The sequence below is a fragment of the Pleomorphomonas diazotrophica genome (genome assembly GCF_002844595.1).
In the GTDB taxonomy this organism is placed as follows: Bacteria; Pseudomonadota; Alphaproteobacteria; order Rhizobiales; family Pleomorphomonadaceae; genus Pleomorphomonas; species Pleomorphomonas diazotrophica.
The window spans coordinates 57,804-83,021 of the sequence record NZ_PJNW01000011.1 but is presented as its reverse complement, the minus strand read 5'-3'; the positions used below and the strand labels follow the sequence as shown (position 1 = coordinate 83,021).

Annotated in this window: 28 protein-coding genes and 1 tRNA gene; 13 read left to right on the top strand and 16 right to left on the bottom strand. The window is 64.9% G+C overall.

All coding sequences use genetic code 11. From position 1 onward, the window contains the following. Positions 1–19: 19 nt before the first annotated feature. Positions 20–430, bottom strand: coding sequence for an iron response transcriptional regulator IrrA (gene irrA, locus CXZ10_RS13760; RefSeq protein WP_101290120.1), 411 nt, complete (start codon positions 428–430; stop codon positions 20–22). A gap of 331 nt (positions 431–761) precedes the next feature. On the opposite strand from irrA, the gene fabA reads away from it, so the two are divergent. Genes fabA through fabI form a run of 3 tightly spaced genes read left to right on the top strand, consistent with a single transcriptional unit; the run spans position 762 to position 3,412 of the window. Beyond that, a complete protein-coding gene (gene fabA, locus CXZ10_RS13755) occupies positions 762–1,271 on the top strand; it encodes a 3-hydroxyacyl-[acyl-carrier-protein] dehydratase FabA (RefSeq protein ID WP_101289920.1) in 510 nt (169 codons plus the stop codon). Positions 1,272–1,303: 32 nt separating this feature from the next. Further along, entirely contained in the window at positions 1,304–2,530 is a 1,227-nt protein-coding gene (fabB, locus tag CXZ10_RS13750) for a beta-ketoacyl-ACP synthase I (RefSeq protein ID WP_101289919.1), read from the top strand. 51 nt (positions 2,531–2,581) lie between these two features. After that, positions 2,582–3,412 (top strand): enoyl-ACP reductase FabI, encoded by an 831-nt coding sequence (gene fabI / locus CXZ10_RS13745; RefSeq protein WP_101289918.1) that lies wholly within the window; start codon positions 2,582–2,584, stop codon positions 3,410–3,412. Between the two features lie 74 nt (positions 3,413–3,486). Here fabI and CXZ10_RS13740 read toward each other — a convergent pair whose 3' ends face one another. Next, positions 3,487–4,482 carry a heparan-alpha-glucosaminide N-acetyltransferase gene (locus tag CXZ10_RS13740; RefSeq protein ID WP_180335993.1) on the bottom strand — a complete coding sequence of 332 codons (996 nt, stop codon included), beginning with the start codon at positions 4,480–4,482 and terminating at the stop codon, positions 3,487–3,489. A 141-nt stretch (positions 4,483–4,623) separates the two neighbouring features. On the opposite strand from CXZ10_RS13740, the gene CXZ10_RS13735 reads away from it, so the two are divergent. Beyond that, positions 4,624–5,601: a hypothetical protein gene (locus tag CXZ10_RS13735; protein WP_101289916.1), complete on the top strand. Its 978-nt coding sequence runs from the start codon at positions 4,624–4,626 to the stop codon at positions 5,599–5,601. A gap of 5 nt (positions 5,602–5,606) precedes the next feature. On the opposite strand, the gene CXZ10_RS13730 is transcribed toward CXZ10_RS13735, so the two are convergent. The 12 genes from CXZ10_RS13730 to CXZ10_RS13675 all read right to left on the bottom strand — a co-directional run bounded on the left by CXZ10_RS13730 (position 5,607) and on the right by CXZ10_RS13675 (position 15,308). Beyond that, positions 5,607–5,882, bottom strand: coding sequence for a BQ00720 family protein (locus CXZ10_RS13730; protein ID WP_425298928.1), 276 nt, complete (start codon positions 5,880–5,882; stop codon positions 5,607–5,609). A 120-nt stretch (positions 5,883–6,002) separates the two neighbouring features. Then, positions 6,003–6,431, bottom strand: a complete 429-nt coding sequence (locus CXZ10_RS13725) for an Hsp20 family protein (protein WP_101289915.1) — start codon at positions 6,429–6,431, stop codon at positions 6,003–6,005. 90 nt (positions 6,432–6,521) lie between these two features. Continuing rightward, positions 6,522–7,943: a polyhydroxyalkanoate depolymerase gene (locus CXZ10_RS13720; RefSeq protein WP_180335992.1), complete on the bottom strand. Its 1,422-nt coding sequence runs from the start codon at positions 7,941–7,943 to the stop codon at positions 6,522–6,524. Positions 7,944–8,105: 162 nt separating this feature from the next. Further along, positions 8,106–8,606: an MmcB family DNA repair protein gene (locus CXZ10_RS13715; protein ID WP_101290118.1), complete on the bottom strand. Its 501-nt coding sequence runs from the start codon at positions 8,604–8,606 to the stop codon at positions 8,106–8,108. A gap of 144 nt (positions 8,607–8,750) precedes the next feature. Beyond that, a complete protein-coding gene (ptsN, locus tag CXZ10_RS13710) occupies positions 8,751–9,215 on the bottom strand; it encodes a PTS IIA-like nitrogen regulatory protein PtsN (RefSeq protein ID WP_101289913.1) in 465 nt (154 codons plus the stop codon). 94 nt (positions 9,216–9,309) lie between these two features. Further along, complete coding sequence (gene hpf, locus CXZ10_RS13705) at positions 9,310–9,915, bottom strand: ribosome hibernation-promoting factor, HPF/YfiA family (protein ID WP_101289912.1); 606 nt, start codon at positions 9,913–9,915, stop codon at positions 9,310–9,312. Positions 9,916–10,256: 341 nt separating this feature from the next. After that, a complete protein-coding gene (gene rpoN / locus CXZ10_RS13700; protein WP_101289911.1) occupies positions 10,257–11,774 on the bottom strand; it encodes an RNA polymerase factor sigma-54 in 1,518 nt (505 codons plus the stop codon). 102 nt (positions 11,775–11,876) lie between these two features. Then, the gene (lptB, locus tag CXZ10_RS13695; RefSeq protein ID WP_425298931.1) at positions 11,877–12,650 is read right to left on the bottom strand and encodes an LPS export ABC transporter ATP-binding protein; all 774 of its coding nucleotides are present in this window, start codon (positions 12,648–12,650) and stop codon (positions 11,877–11,879) included. Positions 12,651–12,682: 32 nt separating this feature from the next. Then, the gene (gene lptA / locus CXZ10_RS13690) at positions 12,683–13,240 is read right to left on the bottom strand and encodes a lipopolysaccharide transport periplasmic protein LptA (protein WP_210199933.1); all 558 of its coding nucleotides are present in this window, start codon (positions 13,238–13,240) and stop codon (positions 12,683–12,685) included. A 77-nt stretch (positions 13,241–13,317) separates the two neighbouring features. After that, on the bottom strand, positions 13,318–14,064 hold the full coding sequence (lptC, locus tag CXZ10_RS13685) for an LPS export ABC transporter periplasmic protein LptC (RefSeq protein WP_101289909.1): 747 nt from the start codon (positions 14,062–14,064) through the stop codon (positions 13,318–13,320). A 242-nt stretch (positions 14,065–14,306) separates the two neighbouring features. Further along, on the bottom strand, positions 14,307–14,921 hold the full coding sequence (locus tag CXZ10_RS13680; protein ID WP_101289908.1) for a ribonuclease D: 615 nt from the start codon (positions 14,919–14,921) through the stop codon (positions 14,307–14,309). 302 nt (positions 14,922–15,223) lie between these two features. Then, positions 15,224–15,308: transfer RNA gene (locus tag CXZ10_RS13675), tRNA-Leu, on the bottom strand. A gap of 225 nt (positions 15,309–15,533) precedes the next feature. On the opposite strand from CXZ10_RS13675, the gene CXZ10_RS13670 reads away from it, so the two are divergent. After that, on the top strand, positions 15,534–16,514 hold the full coding sequence (locus CXZ10_RS13670; protein WP_101289907.1) for a complex I NDUFA9 subunit family protein: 981 nt from the start codon (positions 15,534–15,536) through the stop codon (positions 16,512–16,514). Between the two features lie 10 nt (positions 16,515–16,524). Here CXZ10_RS13670 and CXZ10_RS13665 read toward each other — a convergent pair whose 3' ends face one another. After that, positions 16,525–17,334, bottom strand: a complete 810-nt coding sequence (locus CXZ10_RS13665) for an undecaprenyl-diphosphate phosphatase (RefSeq protein ID WP_101289906.1) — start codon at positions 17,332–17,334, stop codon at positions 16,525–16,527. Between the two features lie 204 nt (positions 17,335–17,538). Between CXZ10_RS13665 and CXZ10_RS13660 the strand changes: the two genes are divergently transcribed. The 8 genes from CXZ10_RS13660 to CXZ10_RS13625 all read left to right on the top strand — a co-directional run bounded on the left by CXZ10_RS13660 (position 17,539) and on the right by CXZ10_RS13625 (position 23,294). Continuing rightward, positions 17,539–18,231 carry a glutathione S-transferase family protein gene (locus CXZ10_RS13660; RefSeq protein ID WP_101289905.1) on the top strand — a complete coding sequence of 231 codons (693 nt, stop codon included), beginning with the start codon at positions 17,539–17,541 and terminating at the stop codon, positions 18,229–18,231. Between the two features lie 24 nt (positions 18,232–18,255). After that, complete coding sequence (gene queG, locus CXZ10_RS13655) at positions 18,256–19,314, top strand: tRNA epoxyqueuosine(34) reductase QueG (protein WP_101289904.1); 1,059 nt, start codon at positions 18,256–18,258, stop codon at positions 19,312–19,314. Positions 19,315–19,354: 40 nt separating this feature from the next. Beyond that, positions 19,355–19,948: an imidazoleglycerol-phosphate dehydratase HisB gene (hisB, locus tag CXZ10_RS13650; RefSeq protein ID WP_101289903.1), complete on the top strand. Its 594-nt coding sequence runs from the start codon at positions 19,355–19,357 to the stop codon at positions 19,946–19,948. 17 nt (positions 19,949–19,965) lie between these two features. Further along, complete coding sequence (locus CXZ10_RS13645) at positions 19,966–20,436, top strand: DUF2628 domain-containing protein (RefSeq protein WP_101289902.1); 471 nt, start codon at positions 19,966–19,968, stop codon at positions 20,434–20,436. After that, positions 20,433–21,080, top strand: a complete 648-nt coding sequence (gene hisH, locus CXZ10_RS13640; RefSeq protein WP_101289901.1) for an imidazole glycerol phosphate synthase subunit HisH — start codon at positions 20,433–20,435, stop codon at positions 21,078–21,080. The genes CXZ10_RS13645 and hisH overlap by 4 nt, the downstream gene beginning before the upstream one ends. Next, on the top strand, positions 21,077–21,829 hold the full coding sequence (gene hisA, locus CXZ10_RS13635; RefSeq protein ID WP_101289900.1) for a 1-(5-phosphoribosyl)-5-[(5-phosphoribosylamino)methylideneamino]imidazole-4-carboxamide isomerase: 753 nt from the start codon (positions 21,077–21,079) through the stop codon (positions 21,827–21,829). The genes hisH and hisA overlap by 4 nt, the downstream gene beginning before the upstream one ends. A 104-nt stretch (positions 21,830–21,933) precedes the next feature. Next, positions 21,934–22,233 carry a hypothetical protein gene (locus tag CXZ10_RS13630; protein ID WP_101289899.1) on the top strand — a complete coding sequence of 100 codons (300 nt, stop codon included), beginning with the start codon at positions 21,934–21,936 and terminating at the stop codon, positions 22,231–22,233. Positions 22,234–22,439: 206 nt separating this feature from the next. Next, positions 22,440–23,294: a ferredoxin--NADP reductase gene (locus CXZ10_RS13625; RefSeq protein WP_101289898.1), complete on the top strand. Its 855-nt coding sequence runs from the start codon at positions 22,440–22,442 to the stop codon at positions 23,292–23,294. Between the two features lie 72 nt (positions 23,295–23,366). On the opposite strand, the gene CXZ10_RS13620 is transcribed toward CXZ10_RS13625, so the two are convergent. Beyond that, entirely contained in the window at positions 23,367–25,055 is a 1,689-nt protein-coding gene (locus tag CXZ10_RS13620) for a methyl-accepting chemotaxis protein (protein WP_101289897.1), read from the bottom strand. Between the last annotated feature and the right edge of the window lie 163 nt (positions 25,056–25,218).

Sequence of the window (25,218 nt, the reverse complement as noted above, 5' to 3'; positions counted from 1 at the left end):
TCGGACCTGTCCTGCTTCCTCAGCGCTTGTTGCGCAGGCGGACAACCACGTCGACACGAACGATTTCCATGCCCTCAGGCGCTGGCGGCAGGTCACCGATCTCCACGTGCGGACCGGGAATGTCGAACACCCGATTCTCGTCTTCGACGTAGAAATGATGATGATCGTCGGTGTTGGTGTCGAAATAGGTGCGCGTGCCCTCGACGGCCACCTCGCGCAGCAGGCCGGCTTCGGTGAACTGGTTCAGCGTATTGTAGACGGTGGCGAGCGACACCGGTACCTTCGCAGTCACCGCTTCGGCGTGCAGATCTTCGGCCGAGAGATGGCGATGGCCATGGGAGAACAGGATCTCGGCAAGCGCCACGCGCTGGCGCGTGGGCCTGAGGCCGACGTCGCGAAGGCGCGTCCGCACAGGAATCTTGGTCATCATGGATGCGCCGGATACCGACGCAGCGCCGGGAGCGATACGGCGTGCCATGTCCGTCGCGGCGGTCGACGGGCTGGAAGGAAGCGGGCGGTCCATGATGGTGTTATCCTGGGTGGCGGCGGAGGCCGGGCGTCTTTTTCGATTGCGACATATTAGCAAAGTAGTTGCAGACTGCAAGAACGGCCCAAAAAGGCTATTGCCGCGTTTGCGCCAAAGGCTTTCGAGGACGGCTTGCCTGTGTTAGAGATCGACCCACCACGTGAACACCGTCCTGACGGACGGCGATTGGCGCTGCCTTGAGCGCGCCCGAAGGGACAAAGGTACGGACAGCAGCATGAGTCTTCGCAAGAACAGCTACGAGTATGAGGATCTCCTTTCCTGCGGACGCGGGGAGTTGTTCGGGCCGGGCAATGCCCAGTTGCCTTTGCCGCCGATGCTGATGTTCGATCGCATCGCCGAGATTGCCGAAGTGGGTGGCGAGTTTGGCAAGGGCTTGATCCGCGCCACGCTGGCGATCCGCCCGGATCTTTGGTTTTTCCCCTGTCACTTCAAGGGCGACCCTGTGATGCCCGGCTGCCTCGGCCTCGATGCTCTGTGGCAGATGCTCGGTTTTTTCCTCGGCTGGTCGGGTTCGCCCGGCAAGGGACGGGCGTTGTCGGTCGGTGAGGTGAAGTTCAGCGGCATGGTGACCCCGGCCGTCAAGCTGGTCGAGTATGGCGTCGACCTCAAGCGCGTCATGCGCGGCAAGCTGGTGCTCGGCATTGGCGACGGCTGGCTGAAGGCCGACGGCGAGACCATCTACAAGGCGACGGACCTCCGCGTCGGCCTGTTCCAGGCCGCCTGAGCCCGTCTGTACCAGAACAAGGAAAGACAGCCATGAGACGCGTCGTCGTCACCGGCATGGGCATCGTGTCCTCGATCGGTAACAATACGCAAGAGGTGCTGGCGTCGCTGCATGATGCCCGGTCCGGCATCACCTTCGCCCCCTCCTTCGCCGAGCACGGCTTCCGTTGCCAGGTCTATGGCGCACCATCCCTCGATCCCGCGACGGTGGTTGATCGCCGGGCGATGCGTTTCCATGGCGGCGGTACCGCCTGGAATCATGTGGCCATGGATCAGGCCATTCTCGACGCCGGCCTTGAAGCCGGCGACGTCTCCAACGAGCGTACCGGCATCATCATGGGGTCTGGCGGCGCTTCGACGCGCGCCATCGTCGAGTCGGCGCTGAAGACCATCGAAAGCGGCTCGTCCAAGAAGGTCGGCCCCTTCGCCGTTCCCAAGGCCATGGGCTCAACCGCATCGGCGACGCTCGCCACCTGGTTCAAGATCAAGGGCGTCAACTATTCGATCTCCTCGGCCTGCGCCACCTCGAACCACTGCATCGGCAACGCCTATGAGGCGATCCAATACGGTAAGCAGGACGTGATGTTTGCTGGCGGCTGCGAGGAGCTCGACTGGACGCTGTCCGTGTTGTTCGACGCCATGGGCGCCATGTCCTCCAAATACAACGAGACGCCGGCCACGGCCTCGCGCGCCTATGACAAGAACCGCGACGGCTTCGTCATCGCCGGCGGCGCCGGCGTGCTGGTTCTCGAAGAGCTGGAACATGCCAAGGCGCGCGGCGCCAAGATCTATGGCGAGATCGTCGGCTATGGCGCCACCTCCGACGGCTACGACATGGTCGCTCCGTCGGGCGAGGGTGCGGTGCGTTGCATGCGCCAGGCGCTGTCCACGGTGAAAGAGAAGATCGACTACATTAACCCGCACGCCACCTCGACGCCGGCCGGCGACGCGCCGGAGATCGAGGCGATCCGCACGGTGTTCGGCGGCGCCGACAACTGCCCGCCGATCTCGGCCACCAAGTCGCTCACCGGTCATTCGCTGGGCGCCACCGGCGTGCAGGAAGCGATCTACTCGCTGCTGATGATGAACAACCGCTTCATCGTCAAGAGCGCGCATATCGAGGAGCTGGACCCGGCCTTCGCAGACATGCCGATCGTGCGCGACCGCATCGACAATGCCAAGATCGACACCGTGCTCTCCAACAGCTTCGGCTTCGGCGGCACCAACGCCACGCTGGTTTTCCAGCGTTACGCCGCCTGATCCATCCGCCCGGCCTTGCCGGGCGGTTTCTTCTTCACGGGACGTCAGATTATGAATGGACTCATGGCCGGCAAGCGCGGCCTCGTTATGGGCGTCGCCAACGACCATTCCATCGCCTGGGGCATTGCCAAGGCGCTTTCCGCCGCCGGTGCCGAACTGGCCTTCACCTACCAGGGCGAGGCCTTCGGCCGACGCGTCCGGCCTTTGGCCGAGGAGGTTGGGGCGAAGCTGCTCCTGCCCTGCGACGTCGAGGATGAAGCGTCTGTCGACGCGGTGTTCGACGCCCTGAAGGCCGAATGGGGAGGGCTCGATTTCCTGGTGCACGCCATCGGCTTCTCCGACAAGAACGAGCTCAAGGGGCGCTACGCCGACACCACACGCGCCAATTTCTCGCGCACCATGGTCATCTCGGTGTTCTCGTTCACCGAAGTCGCGCGCAAGGCGGCGGCGCTGATGAGCGAAGGCGGCACCCTGCTCACCTTGACCTACGGCGGCTCGACGCGCGTCATGCCGAATTACAACGTCATGGGCGTCGCCAAGGCGGCGCTTGAGAGCTCGGTGCGCTATCTTGCGGCCGATTTTGGCGCCGACGGCATCCGCGTCAACGCCATCTCGGCCGGTCCGGTGCGCACGCTGGCGGGGTCCGGCGTCACCGATGCCCGGCTGATGTTCAATTTCCAGAAGAAGAACGCGCCGCTGAAGCGCACGGTCACCATCGACGAGGTCGGCCGCTCGGCGCTCTACCTGCTGTCGGACATGTCGTCGGGCGTCACCGGCGAGGTTCATTTCGTCGATTCCGGCTATTCGATCATGTCGATGCCGCGGATTGACGAACTGAAGGAGCAGGACCGGCGCGAAACCGCCGAGGCGCCTGCCGTCTGAGCGTTGTCGCATTCGCCACCATCAAAGCAGCCGGCGGCCCAGACCCGCCGGCTTTTTCATGCCTCATAGCACCCTCAGTTCTCATCGTCAGGCGCCACCGGATCGGTGAGGGTGCCGGGCGGCGTCTGGCAGGCCTGAACGGCGGTCGCCAGCAGCGGCTCGAAGCCGAGGTCGCTGTCCCGGCGCTCCCAGATGCCGGTGTCGTCGACCGAGGTAGCGACACAGTCGCAGAAGCGCTTGGACATGTCCGTGGTGGCGCCGTAACGCTCGTACTCCATGCGGCAGTCGGCGACGAAACTTGCCCGCTGTGCCGCCGGGTTGACCGGAATGAGCATCGCAAGACCGACGGCAAGGCCATAGAGCAGCGGCTGGTGCAGGAGATAGAAGGCGAGCGAGTGCCGGCCGAGCCAGGCCAGCCAGTGCGTGCCCTGCGGCAGTGACCACCTCGGCTTCCCATCCAGATGCGCCAACGGACCGCCGGCGACAAGGCCGACGATATAGGGGGCGATCCAGGGGAACAGCGGCACCAGATCGTTGGCGACCGGCGGCGTCTCGGCAAGGCCTAGGAACCCCCACCCAAGGCCGTTGAAGACGGGCGAGCGCCAGACCTGAGGCAACAGCAGTGCCGCCGCTGCGAGAAGGACGAGCAGCACGTTCGGCAGGCGGACGAGCAGCGGCGCCAGAAGGCTCGCCAGAAGCATCATGTGCAGGATGCCGAAGAACACCCAGGCGTCGGGGAAAACGAAATAGGTGGCGATCGACACGGCCGCGGCGGCCAGTGCAAGGCGCAGGAGGCGAAGGCCGTAGCGGACCGGATCGAGACCGCGGTGTTCGGCGAGGCGAAATGAGACGCCCGATAGCAACAGAAAACTGCCGGCGATCGCTGCCGCATAGGCGCGCCAGAGTGGATCGATGGTAACGCCCCAGTCCACCAGCCGCACGTTGGCGAGATCCCAGGAAAAATGATAGGAGGCCATGGCAAGGAGCAACGCGCCGCGAACGGCGTCGATCAACGGCAGGCGCTGCGAACGGCCGCCAGCTTCCTCGGTCTGGGGTAACGAATCAGCCATGTCCCGTCTCTCCAACGTCGGCCAAAGGTGTGCGGCAGCGACGCGGCCATGGCAACCGGCGGCTTTTCGAAAATGACAGCTTCCTTGCTTGGCGCCGACACGAACGGTCTGGCGCATCGATTCCGACCGGGAAGCGACACATTGGTTGTCGTTTTCAGTCAGGTGCGGGTTCCGCCTGGAAAATTCGGTCTCGAGCGACTGTTCGCCGCCACAACCCACAGCCTCTTGCTGCTGAACGAGCCGGAAAACAACTGGTATCGGGGCCTTGAGGCGGCAATTGATGCGTTGATCGAGGCGGCGACCACGACTTCCAAGGCAACACGCCTCATTCTCTATGGCAGTTCGATGGGGGCTTTCGGCGCTGCGGCTGCGGCCTCGCGCCACCCGGAGGCCGAACTCTACGCCTTCGCTCCGGATTACCGGATTGGCGAGCCGGGCAGCCAGTCGGCGGCGGCCGGCCTTGTGGTGCGGCTGGAAGAGGCCGGTCTCGGGGAGTTGCTGGCGGCGCCGCGCCGGGCCACTGCACGGGTGATCGTCCCACTCTTCGATCCCTATGACGCCGGTGTCGGCGCCCGTCTCTCCGGTCGCCGCTTGCCGGACGAAGTGACGCTGGTGCCGCTGCGCTCAAGCCACGAGGTTCACGACCACCTCTACAGCCTCAACATCATCCGCAAGGTGGTCGCCACATTCCGGCGGGATATCGCCCTGGAGGCGGCGGCGCGGGGATTACTGGTCTCAACGGTCGATTGGTCGCCCCACGCGCGCCTTGCTGCCGCCCGCGCTGCTTTCGACGCTGGCGCCGTGCTGGATCCGGATGGCTTGATCGAGATCTTGCCGGAGATAAATCCGGGTCTGACGCTGCTCGTTGCCGAAGCGGCCGAGCGGGCGGGCGACATCGGCCGGGCAGAAGCTCTACTCGCCGATCTCGACGCGGCGATCGTTGCCGACACCGTCCTGTCCGGCCTTGCCAAGCGCTATCTCAAGGAGGTGCCGCGCCGGCGCATCCGGCTTCTACGCGACATGGGGGATATAGCAGCGTCGCGTCTTGTCGCGGCCGAGGCGGCCGCGCGCTTTCCGACCGACGCGGGGTTCGCAACCCTCGCCGCCGGTTCGGATTAGGCTGGTCAATGCACCATCATCGGCGTCAGGTCGGCCTCGGCGGCGTTGGCAATGGCTGCCTCACGGCTGTCGGTCAGCATGATCGGCTGGCCGTCGGCCGAATGCAGCGCCCACAGCTTCATGCCGGGCCTCAGATCGAGATAGCCGGGATGGGCTGCGATCACGTCGTCAGAGGAGACGCGGCGCAGATAGGCGACACTGCCACCACCGAGTTGCCGGAAGGCGGCGTCGGGCATGATCTTCCGGTCTTCGGCGGAAGTGTTCTTGGTGAAAGAACCCATTTTCTACTCCTTTCCCCCCGCGCCGGCTTGGCCGGACAAGGGGAAGACACCGTCCACCAGCCAAGGGCGATCGGGTCTGATACACAGTTTATGAGGAAAAGGTGACCGGCGCGTTTATCGTCAGTCCTCGGCGTTGATCTCAATCCGCCGAACAACCCGCTCGAGCGGCGGCCGTATCAGGTCGATCGACAGGAGGCCGTTCCTGAGGTCGGCGCCGAGAATTTCGATGCCTTCGGCCAGAACAAAGGTGCGCTGGAACTGCCGCGCCGCGATGCCGCGGTGGAGGTAAAGGCGTGACTTGTCGTCCGCCTGCCGGCCGCGAATGACAAGCTGGTTCTCTTCGACGGAAACGTCGAGCTGTTCGCGGGTGAAGCCGGCAACGGCCAGCGTGATGCGCAACACGTCGCCTTCCGGGGCGTCGCGTTCGATTCGCTCGATATTATAAGGGGGATATCCGTCGTTTGCGGCCTTCGACACCCGGTCGAGCGCCCGCTCGATCTCGTCGAAGCCCAGAAGGAACGGGCTCGAGAAGCCTGCCAGTCTCGTCATCTTTCAAAGTCCTCGCAAGGAAGCGACCTTGACCGGGCCCCGAAGGCACCCGGTGATCAGGCTTCTATATGGCCTTGCCATCACCGACGTTCAAGACCGTATCGCCTCACCGAGCCGCACGCGGGCCTCCCGGCCGAGCTCTGTGGCAAGCGGGTGGGGCGTGGTTCCAAGCCGCTTGTCGAGACCACTGGCGGCAGCCTCGTCGAGCCTGGCGAGCTGGCGCACGAAATAGATGCCTTCGCGATTGAGCCGGGCAACCAGGGCGGGGGTAACGCCGGACAATGCCAGAAGGTCTTCTGCCGGCGTCGAGAGCGATCGCGCGGGCGGAGCCGCATGGCTGGCTATGAAATCTGCAACACGCGGGAACACCGAGGCGCGCCAGCGAGCGCCGTTGAACAGCGCGAAGCGGCCGACCTGCTCCTCGGTATAGCGGCATCCCGTCTCGGCGTTGCCAGTGAGGTTATGGGCGGCATGGGTCTGCCCGCCGCCGCCAAAAGAATCGAGGCCCGCTTCCACCGTCATCAGCGGCGTCTCGGCGAGCGGCGGTGTAGCACCTGACCAGCGCGTTCGGCCGGTATCGGGAACGAAGGGTCGGTCGATCAACACTGCCTCGATCCATTGCAGCATGAACTCGGCCGGCACGTCCATGACCGCCAGAAACTCGCTGAAGAAGTCGCGATGGCCGTCGGCCCCGTCGCCGTCGCCCGCCACGAGGCCCAGAAACAGGGTCTTGTGGTCGGCGAAGGACCGATCGAGGCTGCGCGTCAGAAAGCCGGTGAGTGAGAAGAAGCCGGGAAACACCTCGCGGTAGGCGCCCTCGAAAGGCGGTGGCACGGGAGCGATCACTGCCCGGACCAGCCAGTCTAGCCCGCGCGCCTCGGCCCCTGCGGCAAGCCCGGCATGATCGGCACGGCAGTCGACCGGACCGCCGACCAGCGTCAACGTGGCGGGGGGATGGCCGCGCTCTTCCAGCAGCGCGGCTGCGGCAATGCCGACAACGCCCGCTTCCGTGACTGCGACCACATGCACGGCTCCACCGATCTCCGTGATCATCTCGGCAACGGCTTCCACCGCCTCGCCAAAGCCGAAGGCCCCGGCCGAGAGCGGAATGTGCCGGGCATCGGCCCAGCCGGCGACATGCACGTTATGATCGGGCAGAAAGGCGGCCACGGTGTCGCGAACAAGCGTTGGGCAATGGCCGGCATGGGGCGGCAGCACCAGGACGGAGGGGACTGGCGCATCGGGGTTCGGCGCCAGGCGATCGAAGGCGATCAGCCTCCAGAAAGGCGTCGCCCGCAGCACGCGCTCGGTGACGGGTCCACGGACGCCCGAGACGACGACAGTGTCGAAGTTGAACGCTGGAGGACAATAGCGACGCGCCACGCGGGCATAAAGATCGGCCGAGGGGCCGGATGCCTCCGGGTGCCGATCGTTGGGCGGTTGCAGCGACTTGGCCGCTTCTGACCCTGAGTAGCTGTGATAATACGGCACGCCGTCTTCCAGGCGGTCCAACCCGCCCCCTCCCATTACCCCCTTCGCCGCCTCGTGCCCGTGAAGAAAGGATAGCGCCCGCTTCCCATACGGCAAGCGGCGATACCCCCGCTCTTAGTCGCGACGGAGCAGTCTCGGCCTGCTTTTCGGCATAGACTTCAGTCTGCCTGCCATGAAAGGCGGTCAGAAGGCGCCCATGTCGGGGAGTTGGGGATCGATGAGTTGCTGGATGCGGCGCGCCGCCACTTGGGCGAAGCGCAAGGTCATCGCTCGGCGCGTTGCGGCTGCGAGCCGATGGCAGGGCGCTTCCCGAAGAATGGCTCCGCCATAACCGTCGGCGACGATCAATCCGGCATCCTCCGGAAAGATTTCGGCCGGCACACCGGCGTGCGTGGCGAAGAACAGCTGGTCGCAGTGCAGCCGATAGTCGGGCCACTTGCGGTCGGTGCGAAAGTCTTCGACCGACGACTTGATCTCGACGATGAAGATATCGCCATTCCCGCCGAGCGCTGCAACATCGGCACGCCGTCCCGATGCCAGCGGCAGCTCATAAAGGACGGAGAAGCCGTGGCCGGCCAACAACCGTCCAACGCCACGCTGAACAAGGCGGGCGGCTTCCGATTGCCGGCCGTCATTGACGAAGCTTTCGATGGGGGAGGAAAAGGCGGCGGTCGGCACGGGCATCATCAAGTCTCCGCCGCCATTGTTCATGATTTGTTTTCAAAAATCAACAACCGTGCAACCTTGCCGGTCATGCGCTTCCGCGCAGGGTGGCCGACAGGAGAGCGAGGCGGAGCGGGCAGCTGGCAAGCCGAACTGCGGCACGGCTCAGGCGGCGTCGGAACGAACGTTTTCGGTGAGAAGGGTGTACATCGCCGCCGCGTCGTCGGCGGCCCTGAGCTTGGCCGCCGTTTCGTCGTCACGCAGAACGCGGGCAATGCGGGCGAGCGCCTTCAGGTGATCGGCACCAGCGCTTTCCGGCGCAAGCAGCAGGAACATCACGTCGACCGGTTCGCCGTCGAGCGAATCGAAGTCGATCGGCCGGTCGAGCAGCGCGAAGACGCCCACCAACCGGTCCAGACCGGCAAGTTTGCCGTGCGGAATGGCGACGCCGTGGCCCACGCCGGTCGAGCCGAGCTTCTCGCGCTGCATCAGCGTCTCGAAGATATCCCGTTCGTCTCGGCTCGTGAGAGCCGCAGCCTTGGCGGCCATCTCCTGAAGTGCCTGCTTCTTGTTGGCGCTCTTGAGCCGCGGCAGGACTGCGTCGATCACCAGGAGGTCGCTCAGATCCATCGTCTTGTTCCAGGTTTGGCGGAGGGCCGGGTGGCCCGACCCTCGCCTTCATATAGAGGTGTGCACCGAGAAAGGACAGATGGGATCAGTCCCGTCAGCCGGCGATTTCATTGAGCGAGGGATCTATCCAGCCGATATTTCCGTCATTGCGGCGGTAGACGACATTGACGCCGCCGTTGCCCGCGTTGCGGAACATCACCAGCGGCGCGCCGGTGAAGTCGAGCTCACTGACCGCCGAGCCCACGCTCATGGTCCGGATTTTCTGGGTGGTTTCCGCGACGACTGTCGGGGAGAAATCCTCGCCGAGCTCTTCGTCGTCGAATGCGGCGAACACCGTCGCCTGGGCATCGATATCCTCCCAGGACCGGCCGCCCGGCGTCTGGTCGCCGGCCGCCGATTCGCCGCCCTTGAAGTTCTTCAGCTTGCGCTTGTGGCGCCGCATCCGCTTGCCGATTCGCTCAACCGCCTTCTCGGCTGCCGGATAGACCTCGAAATCCTCGCCCCGCGATTGCAGCGTCGTGCCGGAGGCGAGTTGGATCGAGCAGTCGACAATGTAGGCCTTGCCCTCCTTCTGCACCACGACATGGCCGGTGAACGGCTCGTCGTAATACTTGCCGAGTTCCTCGGCGGTGCGGGTGGTGATGTGTTCGCGAAGCGCCTGGCCGATGTCGACGTTCTTTCCGGTAATGCGAAGCGGCATCAGAGTCCTCGTTTCTCGCGCCTTTATGAACCGACGGCTGCTGGTGATATCTCATCCAGCGGCCGCGTCTCCAGCCATCCCGCTTGGCGGGAGGCCGGCGCCGGCGAGCGGGGGGCGCGGCGTTCCGTCTCGTCGGTGGGGTGGTATTGCCGCTTCGTCCATTTGCCTCGCCGTGGACGGCTGGGCAGGCGCCGATCGGGCCTGAAGCGGAAAGCCGAAAAAACCTCCCTGAGCTGGCGTTGCCGGGCGGCGCACCCGCATGCCTCAGATGTGGCGTCGGCCGGAAGCGATATCAATCCGTCTTCCGGATGACCTCGGATTTCCGAAAGGTTACAGCGATTTCACGCCCCGGCAAGCTGCTTCAGGCGGCGGCGCTGCACCGAAGAGGGAATGCGCAACGCTTCCCGATACTTGGCGACCGTGCGACGAGCGATGTCGATGCCGTCGTCACGCAGCATCTTGACCAGCGTATCGTCGGACAGCACGTCGTCGGCGGTTTCCCCGTCAATCAGTTGCCGGATGCGGTGACGCACCGCTTCCGCCGAATGAGCGTCGCCTCCCTCGGAGGAGGCGATCGACGAGGTGAAGAAATACTTGAGTTCAAAAATGCCGCGCGTTGTCGCCATGTACTTGTTCGACGTGACGCGCGATACCGTCGATTCGTGCATGCCGATCGCGTCGGCGATCATCCTGAGATTGAGCGGCCGCAGGTGGGCAACGCCATGGGTCAGGAAGCCGTCCTGCTGGCGGACGATCTCGGTCGCCACCTTCAGGATGGTCTTGGCCCGCTGGTCCAGGCTTTTGGTCAGCCAGTTGGCCGACTGGAAGCATTCGCCGAGATAGGTCTTTTCCTCGTCCCGGGCCGTCTTGGACACCTCGGCATAATAGGTCTGGTTGACCAGCACCTTCGGCAGCGTGTCGGTATTGAGTTCAACCGTCCAGCCGCCGTCGGCGGCCGGCTGCACCATGACGTCGGGCACCACGGTCTGCACCTGCGTCGATCCGAAGGCGTGGCCTGGCTTGGGGTCGAGTGCCAGGATCTCCTTGATCATGTCGCCGAGATCCTCGTCATCGACGCCGCAGAGGCGTTTCAGCGCGGCGAGGTCGCGACGGGCAAGAAGCTCGAGATGGGCGATCAACGTTTGCATCGCCGGGTCGAGTCGGTTCTTCTCGGCAAGCTGCAACGCCAGGCATTCGGCGAGGTTGCGGGCGCAGATGCCGGTCGGCTCGAAGGTCTGGAGGAGGGCGAGCACCTTCTCGACCTGGGACAGCGAAGCGCCCAGCCGCTCGGCGGTTGCCGCAAGATCGGCCCTGAGATAGCCCGCTTCATCCACCTGGTCGATCAGATCATGGCCGATCAGGCGCAGGACCGGATCGGTGACGGCAACGGCCAACTGCTCGGCCAGATGGTCGCCAAGGCTGATCTCGCCGGCTACGAAGCTCTCCAGGCTATAGTCCTCGCCCGTGCCGCCGCGGCCCACCGAAGACCAGTCGCCGCCGGCGAGCGCGCCGACATCGAGCGCCTGTCGTTCGGGCTGACCTGTGTCGTCGGGATAGACGTTGCCGATGTCGGTGTCGAGGACGTTGGAAACCCGCTCCGAACTCGGCGCGCCCTCCGTCTCGAACCAATCCGGCGTATCGGCTCGGGCCGGCAAGTCGGCGTCGGTCGGCTCAAGGATCGGCGCGTCGGCCTCGCCGTCATCGGCCCGTTCGAGCAGCGGATTGCGCTCGAGCTCCTGCTCGATATAGGTGACGAGATCCATGTTGGAGAGCTGAAGCAGCTTGATCGCTTGCATCAGCTGCGGCGTCATCACCAGCGACTGGCTTTGCCTGAGTTCGAGCCGCGCCGACAGCGCCATCGAGCAACTCCCGTCCATCCCGCGTCGACGCGGAAGCCATGAAATCAGCGAGGCGGCCCGAGTGGTCCGCTTCTTGCTTCATAACCTAGGCAGGGGGCAGCATCAAAGGCTAAATTGCTCGCCGAGGTAAACGCGGCGTGCGTCGGCGTCGGCGATGATGTCGTCGGGCGTGCCTTCCACCAGTAGCATGCCGGAATGCAGGATATACGCGCGGTCGATGAGGCCGAGTGTCTCGCGCACGTTGTGGTCGGTGATCAGCACGCCGATGCCGCGCCTGGTAAGGTGTCGCACCAGGGCCTGGATATCGCCGACGGCGATCGGGTCGACGCCGGCGAACGGTTCGTCGAGCAGCATGAAGATCGGCCGACTGGCCAGTGCCCGGGCGATTTCGGCGCGCCGCCGCTCGCCGCCCGAAAGGGCGATGGCCGGCTGGCGGCGCAGATGGGCGAGGTGGAACTCGTCAAGCAGCGCGTCCAGTTCGGCCTCGCGGGCGTCGCGGTTCGGCTCGACCAGCTCCAGCACGGCGCGGATGTTGTTCTCGACCGTCAGGCCGCGAAAGATGGAGGCCTCTTGCGGCAGATAGCCGATGCCGAGCCGAGCGCGGCGGAACATCGGATAGCCAGTGATGTCATGGCCGTCCAGGAAGATTCGGCCGCCGTTGGCCGGGATCAGTCCGGTGATCATGTAGAACAGCGTGGTCTTGCCGGCGCCGTTGGGGCCGAGAAGGCCGACAGCCTCGCCGCGTCGCACCTGCATGGAAACGCCGCGCACCACCGGCCGTTCACCGAAGGTTTTGACGAGGTTGAAGACGGCGAGGTCGGAGGTGTCAGCCGCTTCGGGCAACGGCGGATTCTCGGTTTGGGCGAAACGCTTCAGCAAGACTGTTGTATCCAGCAGAGAGTGGGGCGTCAGCCCTTGGCATCGAGCGACTTGGGAGCGATCAGCATCTGTACCCGGCCACCCTGCATCGTGGCTTGGCTGGTGTTGATGTCGATGAGGAGCTTCGAGCCACGAATGACGTTGTCACCCTGGGTGAGCACCACGTTGCCTGTGAGCACGATCGTGTTGGCAGCGGTGTCGAAGGTGGCGGCGTCGCCACTCGCCGTCTGGGCGGCCGACGTTACGAGCACGCTGCCCTTTGCGTCCAGGCGGCTCACCTGCTGCGGCCCCTCGCCGGTGGGCGAGCCCTGATAGTACACGACGAGGCGATCGGTCTTCAGCACGGTCTCGCCCTGGCGGACGATGACATGGCCGATGAATACCGCCGTCTTGTCCTGATCATGCACCTCGAGCTGCTCCGATTCGAACTGAATCGGCTGATTGGAGGACATGCCAAGCCCCTGGTAGCTATTGGGCGGCAACTTTCCCGTCTGTTCGGCAGCGAAGGCGGGTGCAAAGGTAAATGCAACCAGCAGGCCGGCTGCGGCGGCCAGGCAAGGGAGGCTGGTGCGGGGCATGCGGGTCATCTTTGGTTGCCTTCTGCCTCGTCGAGGCGGCTAGAAAAGGTTGGGCTCGAGTCAAAGCAGGCCGAGCAACAAAATTCTTAAGGACTGGATATCGGTGCGCTTCCGTTTCGGTCGGACGGTTCCGGCTGAGCGGAAGGCATTTTGCCGGTGTCGCCCGAGCGGGCACCCGGATTGACGGTCATACGGACGCCGCCCGAGAACGTCACCGTTCCCGCCTGCTTCTCGACCCCCATCTTCTCGGCGCTGATTTCACCCAGCCGGGAGGAGAATGCCACCGGGCTGTCGGAGGTCAGTGATCCCGTGGCCAGGTCTATCGCTGCGCGCTCCAGCAAACCGCCCGAACCGTCGGAGTTTTTCAGCCGGATGTTTTCCTTGAGCACCACGGTCTGCGCTGCGGAATCGTAGACCCCGCTGTCGGCAAGAAGGTTGGCACGGCTGCCATCGACCTGGATCACGCTCGCCTCAATACCCTTGAGGCGGATGATCCGGGTATCGCTGAGGTCCTGGACGGCGCTCTCGGCGCTCACTGTATAGGTGCGCCCCTTGCCGTCGCTGCCCGACAGGTGCGGCGCATCCATGGCAAGGCCTTCGGCAGTAATCTTCAGATCGCCGATGCTGAGGCTGATGGAAATGCGCGTGACAACCGTGGCGACGATGACGATCACGCAGAGCAATGCACCGAGCGCCGGCAACATGAGGCGCAGGCGTCGGACGCGCCGGCTCTCCCGTGCCGCCATGGCAAACAGCCGCACCCGATCGGCGGATCCGTCGAACGGTTCCATGCCGCCGCTATCGAAAGCGCGGTTCGCTGCAATGCCACTCATCCATTGTTCCCGCTTTGCCGGCGGGACCTCTGTCTTCAGCTTCGATCAGTTTGCCGGCCGCCTCCTCGAGACCGGAGGCTGTTCTTTGCCCGGCAGACTTTAGACATAAAAGATAAACCAACGCTTGCCGCGTCGCGAGTGGGTTGTGATCACATTCAGGCAATCGTCCGAAGCGGTTGCCCCGTTCATCGTCACTCCGGCGCCGGCTCGCTTCTTGCCATATCGTCCCTTGTCGGCCGCCGTCAGCTATGGGCGAAAATGTCCTCTTCGCCCCATCCCGCCAGGTCGAGATCGGCGCGCGTCGGCAGGAAGCGGAAACAGGCTTCTGCCATCTCCATGCGCCCCTCGCGTTCCAGCATGGCGAGAAGCCGCTCGCGCAAGGCGTGCAGGTTGAGCACGTCCGAGGCGGCATATTCGAGCTGCGCCTGGCTGAGCATCGACGCCCCCCAGTCCGATGACTGCTGCGCCTTGGAAATGTCGATGCCCAGTAGTTCCTTGGTAACGTCCTTCAAGCCGTGCCGGTCAGTATAGGTGCGGGTGAGCCGCGAAGCGATCTTGGTGCAGAAAAGCGGCGTGACCGTGACGCCGAAGGTGCGCTTCAGAACGGCGATGTCAAACCGGGCAAAGTGGAACACCTTGATGCGGCGGGGGTCGGTGAGTAGGCGGAGGAGATTGGGTGCAGCGGTCTGCCCCTTGGCGATCTGCACGACGTCGGCCGAACCATCGCCGGGCGACAGTTGCACGACGCAGAGTCGGTCACGATGGGGGTTGAGGCCGAGGGTTTCAGTATCGATGGCGACGACGTCGCCGTAGGCGTCGAGATCGGGAAGATCGCCGGTGTGAAGACGGATGGTCATGGCGGAACTCTGCAAGCTGGCGGCTCCGTCCGAAAATCAGTCCGACCTTCCGGAGGGAGCGGATGCGCAAGACCGGCACGATCGCCGGCCCGGGAAACGATCCGGCGTATATGCGGACGCAAGGCCGAGAAGCGCAAGGAAATTATGCCGTTTCTTGCCGGGCATTGGGATCTGGTCCGGATGCAGCGGCTCTTCCCTGCGCGCGCTCGGCTCCGGATATGAAAAAACCCGCCGATCAGGCAGGTTGTTTCAAACATCAAGAGGTAGAAACCGATATCCCGTCAATCCCAAGGGATCGACGATGGTGCCCAGGAAAGGACTCGAACCTTCACGCCTCGCGGCACACGGACCTGAACCGTGCGCGTCTACCAATTCCGCCACCTGGGCACAGGGGTCGTCGGCTGGCGGGGTGAATACGGGGTCGGCGCGACGTTGTCAACCGCCATTTCGATCACCGCGAATGAATTGGCGCTGGCTACGGAATGCTACGCGGTCCGGTCTGTACAGGGCGCGGCATCCTGCCGTAATAATTCGGTTTTGCTGGTTCGGCGCACCATCTGCAACAAGATGCGGCCGGGATTGTTATAGCATCATATGCAGGAAGGGATCGTCATGCCCCTCGTTCGGGAAGATAAGCCGATCGTCACGATTTTCGGCGCCTCCGGCTTCCTTGGTCGCCACGTCGTGCGGGCTTTCGCCAAGCGCGACTGGCGCATTCGCGCCGCCTGTCGGCGGCCCGACCTGGCCGCGCATCTTCAGCCACTCGGCGGCCTTGGCCAGATCATGCCGATGCAGGCCAATCTTCGCTATCGCGCCTCGGTCGATCGGGCGGTGAGCGGCGCCGATGCCGTGGTCAACCTCGTCGGTATCCTCTCGGCCTCAGGCCGTCAGACGCACTCCGCCGTGCAGGCCTTCGGCGCTCGTGCCGTCGCCGAGGCGTCTGCAGCGGCCGGCATTTCCCGGCTCGTTCACGTCTCGGCCATTGGAGCCGACGCCGCGTCTCCCTCGGTTTATGCCCGCACCAAGGCCGCCGGCGAGGCCGCCGTCTTCGACGTCGTGCCGGATGCCGTGGTGCTGAGGCCGTCGGTCGTCTTCGGGCCGGAGGACCACTTCATCAATCGGTTCGGCGAGCTTTCCATGATGAGCCCGGTGTTGCCTCTGATCGGCGGTGGTCTGACCCTGTTGCAGCCGGTATTCGCAGGCGACGTCGCCGAGGCGATCGCCTGCGCCGTGGATGACGGGATTGCCGGCGGCCGCATCTACGAGCTTGGCGGTCCCGAGGTGCTGACCTTCCGCGCCATTATCGAGCGCCTGCTTGCCGAGACCGGTCGCCGCCGGCACTTGCTGACGATCCCCTTCGGTCTCGCCTCGTTGCTGGCCCGACTGACCGCCTGGATGCCGGGTGCACCGTTGACGCCGGATCAAGTCGAGCTCCTGAAGGCAGGCAGCGTGGTATCGGCCGCCGCCATTGGCGAGGGCCGCACGCTCGAGGCCTTCGGCATTTCGCCGACGTCTCTTGCTGCCGTGCTTCCGGAATATGCCGTCCGCTTCCGCCCGCACGGCCAGTACGATCGGGACAACGCCACGGCCTGACGGCGAAGGGTCAGGTGACCCAGCCGGTCAGGATCATGGCGAACAGCAGCCCGCCGAACAGCACGCGATAGATGGCAAAGGCAGTGAAGCGGTTGGTCTGGATATAGCCCAGCAGCCACTTCACCGAGATGAAGGCGGTGATTGCCGAAGCAATGAAGGCGATCGCCAGGGCGAGCCAGTCCTCGCTGGCCGCCGCCGCGCCGTCCTTCAGCGTGGCCGCGACCTCGAAAGCGCTCGCCGCATACATGGTGGGAATGCCGACCAGGAAGGCAAACTCCGTGGCCGCTGCCCGGTTACCAGTACCGAGCAGCATGGCTGCGAAGATGGTCGAGGCCGATCGCGACGTGCCGGGAAAGACGCCGGCTACCACCTGGGCCACGCCGACCACCACCGCCACCGTCCAGCTGATATGCCGGCTTTCCGGCCTTTTGGCTGCGAAGTGCTCGGCGAGAATCATCCAGAAGCCGCCGATCACCAGCGCCCACGCAATCGGCACCACCGTCTCCGGCAGCTTGAAGCCGAGCTTCTTGGCGAGAAGGCCGAGCACCGAGGTAACCAGGAAGGCGACGATCAGCTTGCCGAGGTAAAGCCGCGTTTCCGGATCGCGCCAGCCGGTCAGGAAGCCGAGGAGCCGCTGCCAGTAGATCACCGTCACCGCCAGAATGGCGCCGGCCTGGATGACGATGTTGAACATGTCGGATCGAGCGCCAAGCCATTGTTCGGCAATGATCAGATGGCCGGTGCTGGAAATGGGCAGGAACTCGGTGATACCTTCAATGATGCCAAGGAAAAGCGCTTGAATGAGGCCCGTCAGGTCCATGTCGTGAAACTTTCGGTCAAAATGAGTGGATCGAATGCGATAAGTCGGTAACCGGTTGTTCATACATGGCGTCGGCTCTATAGGCCAGTCTCACGGTTCCCCGCCATTCCGGTTCGGAGAGGCGTGGTGCGGTTGGGGATATCCCCGGCGATTCCTGTCGTCCTTCTGTCTTGACGCCGGCTTGGCCGGCGATCCGGGTTCACGATGCTCAAGCTTTACCATCATCCCTTTTCCACCACCTCTCGCTTCGTGCGGCTGATGCTGGCCGAACACGACGCCAAGGTGGAGCTCATCGTCGAGAAAAGCTGGGAGCGACGGCCGGAGTTCCTCGAGCTCAATCCGGCCGGAAGCGTACCGGTCCTTGTGGAGAATGATGGTCCGCCGATCGTCGGCGCCGGCCCGATCATGGAGTATGTCGACGAGACGCGCGGCTACGCGCTGGGCGACCGTCGCCTGATGCCGAATCATCCCGAGGCACGGGCCGAAATGCGCCGCCTTGTCGACTGGTTCCTGCACAAGACCCACGACGAGGCGGTGCATTATTTCCAGCACGAGAAGATCATGAAGCTGGAACTGCCGCGGGAACTGGGGGGCGGCTCGCCCGACAATCAGGTGCTGAGGGTTGCCCGCGTCAACATCAAGCATCATCTTCACTACGTCGGCTGGCTGGCCGGCTCGCGCAACTGGCTGTCCGGCGAGCAGCTCACCTTCGCCGACCTTGCCGCCGCCGCCGAACTGTCGGTGGTGGACTATGTCGGCGACGTTCCCTGGGACGAGGATCTCAATGCCAAATATTGGTATGCCCGGATCAAGTCTCGCCCGACCTTCCGCACCCTGCTGGCGGACCGCCTCCCTGGCCTTCCGGCGGCGCCCATCTATACCGATCTCGATTTCTGAGCCTATCTCCGGGGGACGGATGCCGTGAGCTGGCAAGCCCGTGCCCACGACCTCGGCTTTTCGGCGATCGGCATCGCGCCGGTCGACCGGCTCGGCGAGGCCGCGCGGCGCTTGCGCGCCTTCGTCGATCTCGGACGGCATGGCTCCATGGCCTGGATGGAGGAAACGCTCGACCGGCGGGCCGACCCGCGCGTGCTGTGGCCCGAGGCTCGTTCCGCCGTCGTGCTCGCCCTGAACTACGGGCCGGACCGCGATCCGCTTGAGAACCTTGCCAAGCCCGATATCGGCAACATTTCCGTCTATGCGCGTCATCGCGACTATCACGAGGTCATCAAGGGGCGTCTCAAGGAAGTAGCCAGTCTCTTGGCACGCGAAACCGGCGCCGACGTCAAGGTTTTCGTCGATACAGCCCCATTGATGGAAAAGCCGCTCGCCGCGCTGGCCGGCGTCGGCTGGCAGGGCAAGCATACCAACCTCGTCTCGCGCGATTTCGGCTCCTGGCTGTTCCTCGGCGTCATTCTGTCCGCCGCCGATCTGCCGCCGGACGAGTCGGCCGCTGACCGCTGCGGCGCCTGTCGCCGCTGTCTCGATGCCTGTCCGACTGGGGCCTTCCCCGCGCCCTACCAGATCGACGCGCGTCGCTGCATCTCCTATCTCACCATCGAGCACGCCGGCCCGATTCCGGAGGCGCTGAGGCCGCTGATGGGCAACCGCATCTACGGCTGCGACGATTGCCTGGCCGTCTGCCCCTGGAACAAGTTCGCCAGCGCGGCGGCCGAGATGAAGCTTCAGGCCCGGCCGGATCTGACGGCGCCGTCGCTCGCGGCCCTCGCGGCGCTTGATGACGCCGCCTTCCGGGTGCTGTTTGCCGGCTCGCCGGTCAAGCGCATCGGCCGCAACCGATTCGTCCGCAACGTCGCGATCGCCATCGGCAACTCTGATGACCCGACCCTCGCCCCGGCACTGGCGCCGCTTCTCGGCGATCCCGACCCGGTGGTGGCCGACGCCGCCCGCTGGGCAGCCGACCGGCTTGTGCCGCCGGAGCGCGAGTCATTTGGCGTTTCCATTTCTCCGCACCCCTGATAGAAGCCGGATATTCCCGCCGTAGGAGTGACAGCGAGCCATGCGCACGGCCAGCCTCAGCCGCTCGACCCGCGAAACCGAGATTGCCATCCGCCTCGACCTCGATGGCCGCGGCGACGCCGACATCTCCACAGGCGTGGGCTTCTTCGACCACATGCTGACGCAGATTGCACGCCACGGCCTGATCGATCTCGAAATCAAGGCGAAGGGCGACCTTCACATCGACGATCACCATACCGTCGAAGACGTCGGCATCGCGCTCGGCCAGTGCTTCCGCAAGGCGCTTGGTGACAAGGCCGGCATCACCCGCTATGCGGACGTGACGCTGCCGCTCGACGAGGCGCTGTCGCGTGTCGTGGTCGATATCTCCGGCCGCCCGCACCTCGTCTTCCGCACCGCTTTCCATGCGGCGAAGATCGGCAGCTTCGACACCCAGCTCGTCGAGGAGTGGTTTCGCGCCTTCGCCATGCAGGCTGGCCTGACGCTGCATGTCGAGACCTTCTATGGCTCGAACGATCATCATATCGCCGAGAGCTGCTTCAAGGCGCTGGCGCGGGCCTTGCGGCTCGCAGTAGCCGTCGATCCGGCCCAGGCCGGCCGTGTGCCGTCCACTAAGGGTGTGCTCGAAGCCTGACGGAGGCGTTGATAGCCATGTTCAGCGTTCATGTGCCGGGCAAGGTTGCCCCGGAAATCGCCGCCGACCGTGCCGTCTTCGTGCGCGACGGTTTCGCCGTCTGGGCTTTGCTATTGGGGCCGTTGTGGTTCCTGTGGCACCGCGAATGGCTGGGCCTCGTCGGCTGGATCGCGCTGGCCGTCTTGATCACCGTCACCGAGGGATGGCTCGGGCCCGTCACGGCCAGCGGCTTCGAGATTATTCTGGCGATCGCCACCGGGGTCGTCGCCAACGATGTCCGCCGCCTGACGCTGGGACTGCGCGGTTTCCGGGAAGTCGGCGTCATCGAAGGACAAAGCCGCGAGGCGGCCGAGCGGCGCTTCTTCGACGCTTGGTTCGTCCGGCCGCAGCCGGCTTTACCGTCGTCGGTCCCGCCCGTCCTGCATCCTGCGAGAAGCGTCCCGTCGGGCGTTCTCGGCCTCTTTCCCGAAAGCGGAGCGCGGCCATGACTGTCGCCATCATCGATTATGGATCCGGCAATCTGAGATCGGCGGCCAAGGCTTTTGAGCGCGCCGCCCACGACGCCGGCGGCGACACGATCGTCGTCACCTCCGATCCTCAAGCCGTTCGCCTTGCCGACCGCATCGTGCTGCCTGGCGTCGGCGCCTTTGCCGACTGCAAGGCGGGGCTCGCGGCGGTGCCCGGCATGATCGAGGCGCTGACGGAGACGGTCATCGAGAAGGGGCGGCCCTTCCTCGGCATCTGCGTCGGCATGCAGCTGATGGCGCGGCGCGGTCTCGAAAAGACGGTGACCGACGGCCTCGGCTGGATCGATGGCGACGTCCAGGTCATCAAGCCGACAGACCCGACCCTCAAGGTGCCGCACATGGGTTGGAACACCATCGATCTCGTCCGCCCCCACCCTCTTCTCGAGGGATTGCCGACCGGCGAGAACGGGCTGCACGCCTATTTCGTTCATAGCTATCACATGACGCTACGCGAAGCCGGCGCCCTCATCGCCGTCGCCGACTACGGCGGACCGGTCACCGCCATGGTCGGTCGCGACAACATCGCCGGCACCCAGTTTCATCCCGAGAAGAGCCAGGCGCTCGGCCTCGGCCTCATTGCCAACTTCCTGAGGTGGCGCCCGTGATTCTCTATCCCGCCATCGATCTCAAGGACGGCGCCTGCGTCCGGCTCAAGCTGGGCGACATGAACGAGGCCACCGTCTACAACGCCGACCCGGCCGCCCAGGCGCGCGCCTTCCGTGACATCGGCTTCCCCTGGCTGCATGTCGTCGATCTCAATGGCGCCTTTGCCGGGCGCTCGGTCAACGGCGCGGCAGTCGACGCGATCCTCGCGGTCGTCGCGCCCGGGATGCGCGTCCAGCTCGGTGGTGGCATTCGCGATTTGGCGGCCATCGAGGCGTGGCTTGGCAAGGGCATTTCCCGCGTCATTCTCGGCACGGTGGCCCTGCGTGAGCCGGACCTGGTCAAGGCCGCGGCGAAGGCGTTTCCCGGCTGCGTTGTCGTCGGCATCGACGCCAGGGGCGGCAAGGTGGCCGTCGAGGGCTGGGCGGAAAGCGCCGAGCTTACAGCCACAGAACTGGCCCGCCGCTTCGAGGATGCCGGCGTCGCCGCCATCGTCTACACGGACATCGATCGCGACGGCGTGCTGAAGGGACTGAACCTTCCTGCGACGCTGGAGCTCGCCCGGGCGGTGTCGATCCCGGTGATCGCCTCCGGTGGTCTTGCCTCGATGGACGACATCGAGGCGCTCAGCCAGCCGGATATGGCGATCCTCGATGGCGCCATCACCGGCCGGGCGCTCTACGACGGCCGTCTCGATCCGCGCGCCGCGCTGGACCGGCTGGCCGGCCTCCACGCACCCTCCGGTTCGTGATGAGACTTCGCGTCGAATTCAATCAAAATTGAGGGATTTTTGTAAGCGGGTCCTAATCGCGACCTGCCATAGTCCGGATGTCAGGGTTTGTCCGGAGTATGGCCATGTTGTTCATTGTCGCGATGTCGGGGCTGATGGGGTTCGTCGCTGGTGTACGTGCGCGCCTTGTCCCGCTCATCCTGCTCGCGGCGGTCGTGGCCTGCGGCGCCGGCGGAGCCGCCTTCGCGCTGGCTTTGCCTGCTTGGAAGATCGCCCTCTCGGTCGTTCTGGCCGTCACCGCCTTTGAGCTGGCCGCCTTCGCTGCGCTCACCGTGCGCGTCGGCCTGTCGCGCCCGGCTGAGACCTCGGAGGCTGTCGCAAAGCCTGCCCGCCCTTCGCGGACTGGTGCCGCCGCGCTTCGCTGACGGGCGAGCGCATCCGCGCGTGACGTCTCTTTGCCAGTCCGCGCCGCTGCCCCTGCAATCCTGCCATGCAGCATTACCGGCGGTTTTTTCCCTGGAATGACTGGAATTTGCAACTCGTTTGCTTCATCTAGGAAGGGAGCGGGTGCTATCACCCACGCACGTGGCCACGGTCCGCCCTTGCGGACCCGCGTTGGCCGCGGCCGGACATGCACAGGCAGAGGAAGTCAACCTTGAACGCCTACACGTCGACCGTTGCGACCAGCGCCGAGGGCGCCCAGGCCTTCCCCATTCCCGACAACGTCTTTGCCGAGACGGTGACCGAGGTTCGCCACTACACCGACCGGCTGTTCCGCTTCCGCACCACGCGTCCGGCCAGCTTCCGTTTCCGCTCCGGCGAGTTCGTGATGATCGGCCTGCCCAACGCCGAGCGGCCGGTGTTTCGCGCCTATTCGGTGGCGAGCCCCGCCTGGGACGACGAACTCGAGTTCTTCTCGATCAAGGTGCCGGGCGGTCCGCTCACCGAGTATCTGCAGAAGGTCAAGATCGGCGACACCATCCTGATGCGCAAGAAGCCGACGGGAACGCTGGTCATCGACGCGCTGCTGCCCGGCAAGCGGCTCTATCTGCTGTCGACCGGCACCGGCGTCGCACCTTTTGCCAGCCTCATCCGCGATCCCGACGTCTACGAGAAGTTCGACGAGGTCATCCTCGTCCAGACCTGTCGCGAAGTGGCCGAACTCGCCTATGCCCGTGAGCTCTACGACGAAGTGGCCAACCACGAGTTCCTCGGCGAACTGGCGGCCGGCAAGCTGCGTCTCTACGATTCCGCGACGCGTGAACCCTATCCGCGCCAGGGCCGCATCACCGACCTCATCGATTCCGGCAAGCTATTCTCCGATCTCGGCGTCCCACCGTTCGATCCGGCAACGGACCGGGCGATGATCTGCGGCTCCATGGCGATGATCAAGGACACCAAGGACCGCCTGGAGCATTTCGGGCTGGTCGAGGGCGCCAACAACGCGCCCAATACCTTCGTCGTCGAACGCGCTTTCGTCGGCTGATCTTCCATCAACCGCAAGGTCAACGAAAAAGGGCGCCTCGTCGGGCGCCCTTTCCGTTTGTTGCGCGAAGGGTCAGGCGGATTTCAGCATGGCGATGAAGCCGGCAACATCCTGCTTCAGCCGCTCTGAGCGCCCGGCGAGGTCGCCCGAGAGCGTTTCCAGGGTCCGCGACGCTTCGGCGGTGGTGCCGACATTGCCCGAGAGCGCGTGAATGCTTTGCGTCACAGTCGCCGACCCGTCGGCGGCGAGTTTGGTATTGCCGGCGATTTCCTGTGTGGTGACGCTCTGTTCTTCGACGGCCCCGGCGATCGCCGCGGATATGTTTCGGATGGAGTCGATGGTTTCGACGATACGGCCGATCGACTGCACGGTGTCGCCGGTCGCCTTCTGAATGCCGGCGACGCGGGCAGAAATGTCCTCGGTCGCCCGGGCGGTCTGCGAGGCGAGCTGCTTCACTTCGCTCGCCACCACCGCAAATCCCTTGCCGGCTTCGCCGGCCCGCGCCGCTTCGATGGTGGCGTTGAGCGCCAGCAGATTGGTTTGCTCGGCGATCGAGTTGATCAGGGCCACCACCTCGCCGATCTTTGCGGCCGAGTCCGACAAAGCATTGATGTCGACTTCGGTGCGGGTGGCCTCTTCGGCGGCGAGGCCTACGACCTTGTTGGATTCGGCAACCTGTCTGGCGATCTCCTCGACCGACATTGCGAGTTCTGTCGTGGCGGCCGCCACGGTCTCGACGTTGCGCACCGATTCGTCGGCAGCTTCCGCCACCGTGCGGGCATTGGCGATGCCGGCATCGGCGGCAGTCGAGAGCTGCCGGGCCGAACCGAGCAGGCTGTCAGACGAGGCGACGAAGGCGCGGGTCATCTCGCCGATCGATTTCTCGAAATCCTCGGCAAGGATGAGCCGGTTGGCGGTCATCTGAGCTTGGATGTCCTCGCGCAGGCGCTCGCCGGCGGCACGATCCTCCTCGCCACGCAACAGGCTGTCGCGCAGGGAAGACAGCGTCCGCGCCATGTCGCCCAGTTCGCCATGGGCGGAGGTATCGATCACGAAGCGATAGTCGCCGTCTCCCACGGCTTTGAGGGCGGTCTGGACGCGGGCGATCGGCCGGCTGATCGAGCGGGCGATGACGACGACCACCGCCGTTAACGCCAGGGTCAGCAGCGCGGCGAGGCCGAGATAACGCCCCACGGCGGATCGGATCTGCGCGTTGATGTCGGCTACGACGGTGGTCGCGGCGACGGTAACCCCGCCGAAGGCGTCGACATGGCGTACGATGGCCGCCTTCGGTTCGCTGACGCCGGTCTTGGCGTTGATCCAGTCGTAGGTCATCGACGCCGCGCCCTCCTTGCGGGCCAGGGCGACCATTTCCTGGATGACGGCGCGGCCATCCGGCCCCTTCCGGGTGTAGGCGGTTTCATTGCCTCTGAGCTTCGGATCGGGATGGGCGATCATCAGGCCGGTGTCGTCAATGATGAAAACATAGTCCGACGTGTTGAAGCGCATGCTGGACATGGTGTCGGCAACGGTCTTTACGGCCGTCATCTCATCCGTTTCGCCGGCGGAAACCCGCGCTGCTTCGGCGGCCACCATCGAGGCGGCGCTGTCGACGACGGCCTGCAGCTGATCGAGACGCCCGGCCCGGATTTCGGTGGTCAGTTGCCAGAGGCCGTAGCCGGCCATGAATCCCAGTCCGAGCAAGACGAAGGCGACGATCGTGAAGCAGCGTACCGATACGCGGGCGAAGAAGTTCCGCATGAGGACTCCCGGGCAGGCTTGACCGAAGCCATCCGGGCCCGCCTTTCAGTGAGAAGGCGGGGTGCGACATGGCTTGTTCTGGAAATGCGAGACCCATTGCTTCACCGCCGGCAGAAAGACGGAAGACATGCGGTCCTCGGTTTCGCCATATTCGGTGAATCGG